The organism is Cellulomonas sp. A375-1, assembly GCF_001040865.1.
Lineage (GTDB): Bacteria > Actinomycetota > Actinomycetes > Actinomycetales > Cellulomonadaceae > Cellulomonas > Cellulomonas gelida.
The window spans coordinates 7,654-17,732 of record NZ_LFKW01000135.1 but is presented as its reverse complement, the minus strand read 5'-3'; the positions used below and the strand labels follow the sequence as shown (position 1 = coordinate 17,732).

Sequence of the window (10,079 nt, the reverse complement as noted above, 5' to 3'; positions counted from 1 at the left end):
TCCGCCCAGTCGGGCAGCGCCGCGCACACCTGCACGTACTGGACGGCGTCGCCCGACGCACCCGGTGTCAGGCTCGTGCGCGGCCCGTAGCACTGGGCCGCGACGATCCCGAGCGTGATCGTCGCGGTCGTCGTGACCCACAGCAGCGTCAGCGCGAGGCCGAACAGGCGGACGAGCCCTCCGCCCGCCGACGACCTGCGCCCGTGCGGCTCGTCGGCGTCCCGCGACCAGTACGCGACGTTGGCCAGCCCGAACGGGACGATGACCACCCACAGCACCCGGACCAGGCCGGCGACCAGCCCGCTCGCCCGCCCGAGCCCGGGCACGGTCGAGAACCGGGCCATCGCGCCCCACGAGTACGCCTCACGTCGGACGCCGGCGGGCACCACGCGCGGGTCCCCCGCCTTGCGGGGCGCGGCCGCGACCGCGCTCGTCGGCGCCCAGAAGCTGCCGAGGTCGTCGCCGTCGACCTGCTCGACCTGGTCCGGCCGCAGGTCCAGCATCGCGGCGGGAGGCGTGTTCGCGACGCCGTGCACCCGCAGCTCCAGCACGTCGTCCGCGCGACTCGGCGCGTCGGCCGACCCGCCCTGACCCCCTCGCCACCAGTGCACGTCCGTGACCTCTCCCCCCGCGGGTCGCCCACAGGCGGACCGGCTCCTGACCCGAACCTAGTCACCCGGACGGACGGGCCGCCATACCCGACTCGTCCCGGTATGCCCGCCCGGGGACCCGCCGCTCGTGCACGGGCACGACGACGCCCGGGGTGCGCGTTGTGCGCAGCCCGGGCGTCGTCGTTCGGGTCAGGTCGTCGTCAGGCTGCCGAGCAGCTTGCCGTGAGCCCGCTCGAGCTGCCGGACCCGAGGAAGCCGGCCGTCGCCGTCCCGCCGGGTGACAGCGCGCCGTTCCACGCCGCGTTGGTCAGGACGTTGCCGCTCAGGGTGCCGCCCCACGCCTGCGAGATCGTGGCCCCGCCCACGGTGACCTTCCAGCCGGTCAACCGGCTGGAGCCGGCCGTGACCACCACGTCGGCCACGTACCCGCCGGACCAGCTCGAGTTCACCTTGACCGTCGCGGTGCACGCACCGGTCGGCTGCTGGGTGGGCTGCTGAGTCGGCTGCTGCGTGGGCTCCTGGGTCGGCTGCTGCGTCGGCTCCTGGGTCGGCTCCTGGGTCGGCTGCTGGGTGGGCTGCTGGGTCGGCTCGGTGCCCTGGCCGATGACGATGTCGCTGCACAGGTAGTACGGCTGGTCGAGGTGGCTCGCCTGCCAGATCGTGTAGAGCACCGCGCGGCCGCTCCGGCCGGGCAGCGAGACGTCCGACTGGTAGAGGCCGGTCGTCGGGTACGACCCCGTGGTCTTGACGAGGTCGAGCGATGCCCATGTGAGCGGCTGGGTCGTCGGGTCGAAGCCCTGCTTCGTGACGTAGATCTTGAGGTAGTCCGCGCCGTGCTTCGCGGAGTCGGTCAGCGTGAGCGTGAAGGTGTTCGGGACCTGCTTGGCCTTCCAGGCACCGACCGTGTCCATCGACTTGTAGAGACCGTTCTGGGTCCGCCCGCCGCTGCACAGCTGGCCGTCGGGGATGACCGCCTGGTGCTGGCCGCCCACGCCCTCACGGAACAGGCCGTTCCAGTTCCACATGGCGTTCGGGTTGTCCTGGAAGGCCTGCCAGCACATCGGGTCGAGCGTGGCCATCTGCGGGTTGAGGTGGTCGGCACCCCACCGCTCCCAGCAGCCGTAGTTCCGGGTCGGGGGGTCCGTGACGGAGCCGTGCGCGCTCGCCGAGGGCGCGAGCAGCGTCATCGCGCCCAGTCCCAGGGCGAGGCTCAGCGGGACCGCGATCACGGCCCGCCGCAGACGGCGCAGCAGGCCTGTTCGAGCAGGTCGTGCGGACGCGTGCATGGTTCCTCCTGGGGGGTCGGAAGTGCCTGCGCACGAGGACCGCCTCGCTGCGGACCCCTCACGCGCAAGCGCGGGTCCTCCACCGTCCACACGCAGCAGGGAGCGCGACAACGGCCGAAACGGTTCACCCGGTCGGGTGAGGCCGTTCGCCCCTTGCTCACCTGGCTCGGGCGCCCTCGGCCCCGCCTCAGACCTCCTCGACCGCCGCCGCGGCGAACTGGCTCTGGTAGAGCCGCGCGTACGCGCCGTCGGCCGCCAGGAGCTCGTCGTGCGTGCCCTGCTCGACGATCGCGCCGTGCTCCATGACCAGGATCGTGTCGGCGTCGCGGATCGTCGAGAGGCGGTGGGCGATGACGAACGACGTCCGGCCCGCGCGCAGCGCGTTCATCGCGTGCTGGACGAGCACCTCCGTGCGCGTGTCGACCGAGGACGTCGCCTCGTCGAGGATGAGGATCGCGGGGTCGGACAGGAACGCGCGCGCGATCGTCAGGAGCTGCTTCTCTCCCGCGGAGACGCCCGTGCCCTCGTCGTCGATCACGGTCGCGTAGCCGTCGGGCAGCGTCCGGACGAACCGGTCCACGTACGTGGCCTCGGCAGCCGCGACCACCTGCTCGTGCGTCGCGCCGTCGACCGCGTAGGCGATGTTCTCCTCGATCGTGCCGCCGAAGAGCCACGTGTCCTGCAGCACCATGCCGGTCGAACGGCGCAGGTCGTCGCGCGTCAGGGACCGGGTGTCGACGCCGTCCAGGGTGATCCGGCCCGCGTCGAGCTCGTAGAACCGCATGATGAGGTTCACCAGCGTCGTCTTGCCGGCGCCCGTCGGCCCGACGATCGCGATCGTCTGCCCGGGCTCGGCGACGAGCGACAGGTCCTCGATGAGCGGCTCGTCCTCGCGGTAGGAGAACGCGACGTGCTCGAAGGCGACCCTGCCGCGCACCGGACGGTCGAGCTCGGTCGCGGGCTCCGGGTCCGGGTCCTGCTCCGGCGCGTCGAGCAGCTCGAAGACACGCTCGACCGACGCGACGCCCGACTGCAGCAGGTTGGCCATGCTCGCGAGCTGCGTGATGGGCTGCGAGAACTGACGGCTGTACTGGATGAACGCCTGCACGTCGCCCAGCGTCATCGCCCCCGAGGCGATCCGCAGCCCGCCGACGACCGCGATGATCACGTACGTGAGGTTCGCGATGAACCCGAGCGCCGGCTGGATGATGCCCGAGATGAACTGCGCGCGCCGGCTCGAGTCGTAGAGCGCCTCGTTGCGCTGCGTGAACGTCTCGACGGCGTCGTCGGCGTGGTTGAACACCTGCACGAGCGTGTGCCCCGTGAACATCTCCTCGATGTGCGCGTTGACCTGCCCCGTGTAGGTCCACTGCTCGATGAACCGCGGCCGCGAGCGCTTCGCGATCAGCGCGGCGACCAGCATGGACAGGGGCACGGTGACGAGCGCGACGACCGCGAGCAGGGGCGAGATCCAGAACATCATCGCGAGCACGCCGACGACCGTCAGGAGCGACGTGATCACCTGGCTCAGCGTCTGCTGCAGCGTCTGGGCGACGTTGTCGATGTCGTTGGTCACCCGCGACAGCAGCTCGCCGCGCGGCTGCGAGTCGACGTAGCGCAGCGGGACGCGGGACAGCTTGGCCTCGACCTGGGTACGCAGGCGCAGGACGGCGCGCTGCACGACGCCGGCCGTCATGCGGCCCTGCGCCCAGCCGAACAGGAACGACCCCAGGTAGACCAGCGCGACGACGAGCAGGATCTGCCCGAGGCGGTCGAAGTCGACCCCCTGCCCGGGCACCACGTCCATCGCGGACACCATGTCGGCGACGCGGTCCTCGCCCTGCGCGCGCAGCGCGGCGACCGCCTCGGCCTTGCTCAGCCCGGCAGGCAGCATCGACCCCGTGACACCCTCGAACAGCACGTTCGTCGCGTTGCCCAGGAGCTTGGGCCCGATCACCGCGAGGACGACCGAGGCCACGCCGAGCAGCACGATGGCGACGATCCGCACCCGCTCGGGCCGCAGCTCCCGCAGGAACCGCGACCCCGACTCGCGGAACCGCATCGACTTCTCGCCGGGCATGCCCATGTTCGCCATGGGGCCGTGCCCCACGGGGCCTCGGCGCACGCGCGCGGGCGACGCGGCCGCAGGCGCCGGGGCGGGCTGGGGTCCGCGTGGCGTGGTCATGCCGCCTCCTGCGCGCTGAGCTGGGAGTACACGATCTCCTGGTAGGTGGGGTTGGTCGCGAGGAGCTCCGCGTGGGTGCCCTCGCCGACCACGCGTCCCGCGTCGACGACGACGATGTGCTCGGCGGTGCGGATCGTCGCGACGCGCTGGGCGACGACCAGCACGCTCGCCTCGCGGGTCTCGGGGACGAGCGCGGCACGCAGCGCCGCGTCGGTGGCGTAGTCCAGCGCCGAGAACGAGTCGTCGAACAGGTACAGGCGTGGGCGTCTCGCGAGCGCCCGGGCGATCGCGAGACGTTGGCGCTGGCCGCCCGACAGGTTGCCGCCGCCCTGCTCGATCGGCGCGTCGAGCCCGCCGTTCATCGCCTCGACGAAGTCGCGTGCCTGGGCGACCTCGAGCGCGTGCCACAGCTCGTCGTCGTCCGCCCCGGGCGCGCCGTACTCGAGGTTCGAGCGCACCGTGCCGGAGAAGAGGTACGGCTTCTGCGGCACCAGACCGATCTGCGACCACAGCTCGCGCTGGTCGAGGTCGCGCACGTCGACGCCGCCGAGCAGCACCTGGCCGGCCGTCACGTCGTACAGCCGCGGGATGAGGTTGAGCAGCGTGGACTTGCCCGAGCCGGTCGAGCCGATGATCGCGGTCGTCCGTCCGGGCTCGACCACCAGGTCGACCCCCTCGAGCACGGCGCGCTCGGCGCCCGGGTAGCGGAACTCGACGCCCCGCAGCTCGAGCCGGCCCCGCCGCGAGTCGTCGGGCGGCAGCGGCACGGGGTTCTCGGGGGGCAGGACGCTCGACTGCGTCTCGAGCACCTCGCCGATGCGGCCCGCGGCGACGATCGCGCGCGGGAACATCACGAACATCATCGTGCTCATCATCACGGCCATGAGGATGTAGGCCAGGTAGGACAGGAACGCCGTGAGCTGGCCGATCTGCATCTGCCCCTCGGCGACCCGGTGCCCGCCGAACCAGAGCACGGACGTGCTCGTCAGGTTCAGCACGAGCATGACCGCGGGGAACATCAGCGCCATGAGCTGACCGGTGCGCAGCGACGTGTCGTACAGCGCGCGGTTGGCGTCGTCGAACCGCTGCGCCTCACGGCCCTCCCGCACGAACGCGCGGATCACCCGGATCCCCGCGATCTGCTCGCGCATCACGCGGTTGATCGCGTCGATCCGCTTCTGCATGACGCGGAAGTACGGGATCATCCGCGAGACGATCGCCGCGATGACGATCCCCAGGACCGGCACGGCGACCACCAGGACGCCCGACAGCCTGACGTCCTCGCGCAGCGCCATGACGACGCCGCCGACGAGCATGATCGGCGCCATGATCACGAACGTGAACGTCATCAGCGCGACCATCTGGACCTGCTGCACGTCGTTCGTCGTCCGGGTGATCAGCGTCGGCGCGCCGAACTGCCCGAGCTCACGCGCGGAGAACGTCTGCACGTGCGCGAACAGGCGCAGGCGCACGTCGCGACCGAACGCCATCGCGGCGTAGGAGCCGTACCAGACGGCCGCGACCGCCGCGACGACCTGCACCAGGCTCACCGCGAGCATGACGGTGCCGAGGCGCATGATCTCGTCGGTGTCGCCCACGGCCACGCCGTCGTCGATGATCCGCGCGTTGAGGCTCGGCAGGTACAGCGTGGCGAGCGTCTGCACGAGCTGGAGGGCGACGACCGCGGTCACCGCGCCCGAGTACGGCGCCAGGTGCACTTTCAGGAGTCGGTTGAGCATCACACGCTCCTCGCGGGTGCGGACGACAGGTCGGGGGACGACACGGCTGCCGGTGGGCCCAGCGCGCCGGTCAGGAAGTGGGAGACCACGACGTCGAGCGCCGGGAGGCGTGGCTCGGCGCGGCGACGGGTGGCCTCGATCTGGAGCATGGACAGTCCCATGACCGTCACGGCGAGCAGCTCGGCGACCTCGTCGACCGGGCGCGCGAGGCGGTCGGCGTCTCCGGCGAGCACGTCGGTGACGGCGTCGCGCACCGCAGCCTGGCCCCGCTCCTGCCGCGTGGTGAACTCGACCATGTGGCGGTGCGCCTCCTCGTCGTGCTCGCCGTGCGGCGGCCGGCCGAGCTCGTGCAGGATCCCCATCCACCGGATGGCGCGCCCGGTCCGAGCCAGGCCGATCTCGACGACCGCGCGGACGCGGTCCGCCAACGGCGCGTCGCGGTCGATCGCCTCGATCGCCGGGACGTCGTCCGCAGGGTCGACCGCCGCGAGCACGACCGCGCGCACGAGCGCGTCCTTGTCGGGGAACACGCGGAACAGCGTGCCCTCCGCGACCCCGGCCGCCTGCGCGAGCTCCTTCGTCGTGACCCTGGTCCCGCGGTCGAGGACGACGGCGCGCACGGCGCGCAGGATCGCCTCGCGCCGTTCGTCCGGCGGGAGCGGCGCGGCACGCCCGGGTCTGCTCACCGGGCCACCGTAAGTGAGTGAGCACTCACTCAGCAAGAGGGATCTGCGGTGCACGACGAGACCCCGCCGCGCCTCGGCGCGACGGGGTCTGCGAGGGGGTCGTCGGACCGGAGCACCGTCGGGCGACGACCGGTCCCGCGCTCAGCGGTCGTACGGCGGCTCGAACGGTCCCGCGTCCTGCGTCGTGGCCGGCGGCGGCGGGACGTCCGGGCGGGCAGGCGCGGGCGGGGGCACGGGCGGCACGGCGGGACGCGTCGGGACCGCCGCTCCCCCGGGGTGCTGCCCCAGCTCGGCGGCCGGGTCGAACGGCCGGCCGGACAGCGTCCCCGCGCTCGTCGCGTCGGCGGTCGCTGCCGCCGACTCGCGCTTGGCCTCGGCGAGCGCCTCGGCCGGGTCGGTCAGGGTCACGGGAGGCAGGTCGTCCCCGAGCGGCGAGGTACCGGCCGGACGCGCACCGGTGTCCGCGCTCGGTGCGGGCGCGCCGCCGAGCCCCTGGGCCAGCTGCCCCAGCGCCCCGGTGAGCTCCGACGGCAGGAACCACATCTTGTTCGACGGGTACGCCGCGATCTTCGGCAGGGTCTGCAGGTACTGGTACGCCAGCAGCTTCGGGTCCGCGTCTCCGCGGTGCACCGCGTCGAAGACCTGCAGGATCGCGCGCGCCTCGCCCTCGGCCCGCAGGATCGCGGACTGCGCCTCGCCCTCGGCCCGCAGGATCGCCGACTGCTTCTCGCCCTCGGCCGTGAGGATCTGCGACTGCTTGACACCCTCGGCCGTGAGGATCGCGGCACGGCGGTCGCGCTCGGCGCGCATCTGCTGCTCCATCGAGCCCTGCACCGAGGCGGGCGGGTCGATCGCCTTGAGCTCGACCCGGTTGACGCGGATCCCCCACTTGCCCGTCGCCTCGTCGAGCACGCCGCGCAGCTGACCGTTGATCTGGTCGCGGCTCGTGAGGGTCTGCTCGAGGTCCATCGAGCCGATCACGTTGCGCAGCGTCGTGACGGTGAGCTGCTCGATGCCGGTGATGTAGTTCGCGATCTCGTACACGGCCGACTTCGGGTCCGTGACCTGGAAGTAGATGACCGTGTCGATGCTCACGACGAGGTTGTCCGACGTGATCACGGGCTGCGGCGGGAACGAGACGACCTGCTCACGCAGGTCGACGCCCGCGCGCACGCGGTCGACGAACGGGATCAGCAGGTGCAGCCCCGCGTCGAGCGTGCGCGAGTACCGGCCGAGGCGCTCGACGATGACCGCCACGGTCTGCGGCACGATCCGCACGGAGCGGAACAGCGCGATGATGACGAACAGCAGGACGAGCGCGAGGACGACGATCAGCGCGATCTGTCCGACGTTCGTGGTGTCCTCCGGCATGGAGCCTCCTTGGTCGGGACGTGCAGGTGGTCTCGCGCCGCGGTCAGCCGGCGGGCGCGGGGACGACGACCGCGGTCGCGCCCTCGATGCGGTCGACCGTGACCTCGGTGCCGGGCGGCAGCGCCGAACCCGCCGTGGTCCGCGCGCTCCACACCTCGCCCGCGAGCTTGACGCGGCCGGCGTCAGCGGTGACGGTCGCAAGCACCACGGCCGGACGGCCGACGAGCGCCGAGGCGTTGGTCTCGACGAGCGGGGTCCTCTTCTTGAGGTGCCGCAGCAGCCACGGCCGCAGGGTCACGAGGAGCAGGACAGAGGTGACCGCGGCGATGACGATCTGTGCCCACAGGGGCGCACCCGCGGCGGACGCGACGCCCCCTGCAACCGCACCACCGGCCGCCATGATGAACACGAGCTCGAGCGAGAGCATCTCGAGGATGCCGAGCGCCAGCGCTCCTCCGACCCACCACAGCCAGTGCACCGCAGACCCCTTCTCACCGTCGTTGGGTCATCCTAGGCACAGTCTTGACGCGCTCGTGAGGATTCGCGGCAGCACCGCCGCGGGCAGCCGGGTGACGGTCCTCGTCACGCGGCTGCGGCGTGCCGTCAGGCGAGCGAGGCGGACCGCGCCGTCCACCGGCCCTCGTGCCGGTCGAGGACGAGATCGAGCCCGAACGCGCCCGAGAGCTGCTCGGCCGTGAGCACCTCCTCGATCGGGCCGGACGCGTGGACCCGGCCGTCACGCAGCAGCAGCAGGTGCGTGAAGCCCGGCGGGATCTCCTCGACGTGATGGGTCACGAGGACCAGCACCGGCGAGCGCCGGTCGTCGGCGAGCTCCGCGAGCGCGCCCACCAGCTCCTCGCGGCCGCCCAGGTCGAGCCCAGCCGCGGGCTCGTCGAGCAGCAGGAGCTCGGGGTCGGCCATGAGCGCGCGGGCGATCTGCACGCGCTTGCGCTCGCCCTCGCTGAGCGTCCCGAAGTACCGCTCCGCCAGGTGCTCGACGCCGAAGGCCCGCAGCAGGTCGGCCGCGCGGGTCTCGTCGAGCTCCTCGTACTCCTCCCGCCACCGCCCGGTCACGCCGTACGCGGCGGTCAGGACGACGTCACGGACGAGCTCGCCCGTCGGGATCTTGTCGGCGAGCGACGCGCTCGACAGCCCGATCCGGGGCCGCAGCTCGAAGACGTCCACGTGCCCGAGCCGGCTGCCGAGCAGCTCGGCGCTGCCGCCCGTGGGGTGCATGCGCCCGGACGCGACCTGCAGCAGCGTCGTCTTGCCCGCGCCGTTGCGCCCGAGGACGACCCAGCGCTCACCCTCCCGGATGCGCCACGAGACCCCGTCGAGGATCGTCGTCGTCCCCCGTCGGATCGTCACGTCCTGGAGGTCGAGCACGTCGGTCATGGCACGACCCTAACGTTTCGCGCGTGCGTGCCGGTGCACGTGGCCACCCGGACGCAGCCAGCCTCTGGGCGCCGCGCTCGACGGTGCGGGCGCGGCGCGTCCGAGGCCCTGCGCGCACGTACCGTGGACGAGTGCCTGACCTCGACCTTCCCCGTTCCGTGGTCCTCGCGCTGTGGCTCGGCGCGGGCGACTCCCGTACGACCACCGCGGCAGCAGCGCTGCGCGGCGTCCAGGCGGACGACGAGCCCCACGACGTCCTCGACACCGCGACCGACGAGCGGCGCCCGCTCGCCGAGGCGCTGCGCGAGTGGTCGGTGCCCGACCTCGACGTCGTCGCGCTCCTGCCCGCGCCCGGCGACGTGGCCGGCGTCCCCGCACCGGTCTCGGGTGCCGCGCTCGAGGCGCGCGAGCTCGTCCTGCTGCGCACCGGTGGTGCCGCGTACGCGCTCGTGCCGGAGGTGGAGGCGTTCGGCTCCGCGCTGGAGCCCGGCCACCTGGTGACGTGGCACCGCACGGTCGTCCCGGACTGGTTGCTTCCGGTCCAGGCGCTCGGCTCGCTCGAGGACGCCGACCGCGGGCTGCGCCGCGGGCTCGCGGACGTGACCGAGGCCCTCGTGCGGCTCGACGTCGCGCACTGGGACGACGAGCACGCGGCGCAGGTCGTCGCGCTGCGCGACGCCGCGCTGCCCACCTGGCGCCTGCCGGACCGCGTGGACGCGCACCGCGGCCGGGTGCTCGCGAGCGCGGCCCGCCTGCGGGCGATCGTCGACCTCGCCGCGCGCGACGACGGCGGCGCGGTCAACCTG

Annotated in this window: 8 protein-coding genes and 1 pseudogene; 1 reads left to right on the top strand and 8 read right to left on the bottom strand. The window is 72.8% G+C overall.

Going from position 1 to position 10,079, the window contains the following annotated elements:
- The 8 genes and pseudogenes from CWIS_RS14910 to CWIS_RS14875 all read right to left on the bottom strand — a co-directional run.
- Positions 1-611: pseudogene (locus tag CWIS_RS14910) on the bottom strand (hypothetical protein); the annotation flags it as partial.
- A gap of 200 nt (positions 612-811) precedes the next feature.
- Complete coding sequence (locus CWIS_RS14905) at positions 812-1,897, bottom strand: lytic polysaccharide monooxygenase (RefSeq protein WP_048344118.1); 1,086 nt, start codon at positions 1,895-1,897, stop codon at positions 812-814.
- A gap of 187 nt (positions 1,898-2,084) precedes the next feature.
- Positions 2,085-4,082: an ABC transporter ATP-binding protein gene (locus tag CWIS_RS14900; protein WP_048344117.1), complete on the bottom strand. Its 1,998-nt coding sequence runs from the start codon at positions 4,080-4,082 to the stop codon at positions 2,085-2,087.
- Positions 4,079-5,821 (bottom strand): ABC transporter ATP-binding protein, encoded by a 1,743-nt coding sequence (locus CWIS_RS14895; RefSeq protein WP_048344120.1) that lies wholly within the window; start codon positions 5,819-5,821, stop codon positions 4,079-4,081. The genes CWIS_RS14900 and CWIS_RS14895 overlap by 4 nt, the downstream gene beginning before the upstream one ends.
- Positions 5,821-6,507: a TetR/AcrR family transcriptional regulator gene (locus CWIS_RS14890; RefSeq protein ID WP_048344116.1), complete on the bottom strand. Its 687-nt coding sequence runs from the start codon at positions 6,505-6,507 to the stop codon at positions 5,821-5,823. Before CWIS_RS14890 ends, CWIS_RS14895 begins: the two co-directional genes overlap by 1 nt.
- Before the next feature lie 141 nt (positions 6,508-6,648).
- Positions 6,649-7,878: an SPFH domain-containing protein gene (locus CWIS_RS14885; RefSeq protein WP_048344115.1), complete on the bottom strand. Its 1,230-nt coding sequence runs from the start codon at positions 7,876-7,878 to the stop codon at positions 6,649-6,651.
- A gap of 43 nt (positions 7,879-7,921) precedes the next feature.
- Positions 7,922-8,356, bottom strand: a complete 435-nt coding sequence (locus CWIS_RS14880; RefSeq protein WP_048344114.1) for an NfeD family protein — start codon at positions 8,354-8,356, stop codon at positions 7,922-7,924.
- Positions 8,357-8,481: 125 nt separating this feature from the next.
- On the bottom strand, positions 8,482-9,273 hold the full coding sequence (locus tag CWIS_RS14875; protein ID WP_048344113.1) for an ABC transporter ATP-binding protein: 792 nt from the start codon (positions 9,271-9,273) through the stop codon (positions 8,482-8,484).
- Positions 9,274-9,404: 131 nt separating this feature from the next.
- Here CWIS_RS14875 and CWIS_RS19045 point away from each other — a divergent pair.
- Positions 9,405-10,079, top strand: a 675-nt coding sequence (locus CWIS_RS19045) for a hypothetical protein (protein ID WP_048344112.1), incomplete at its 3' end; no start/stop codon positions are given.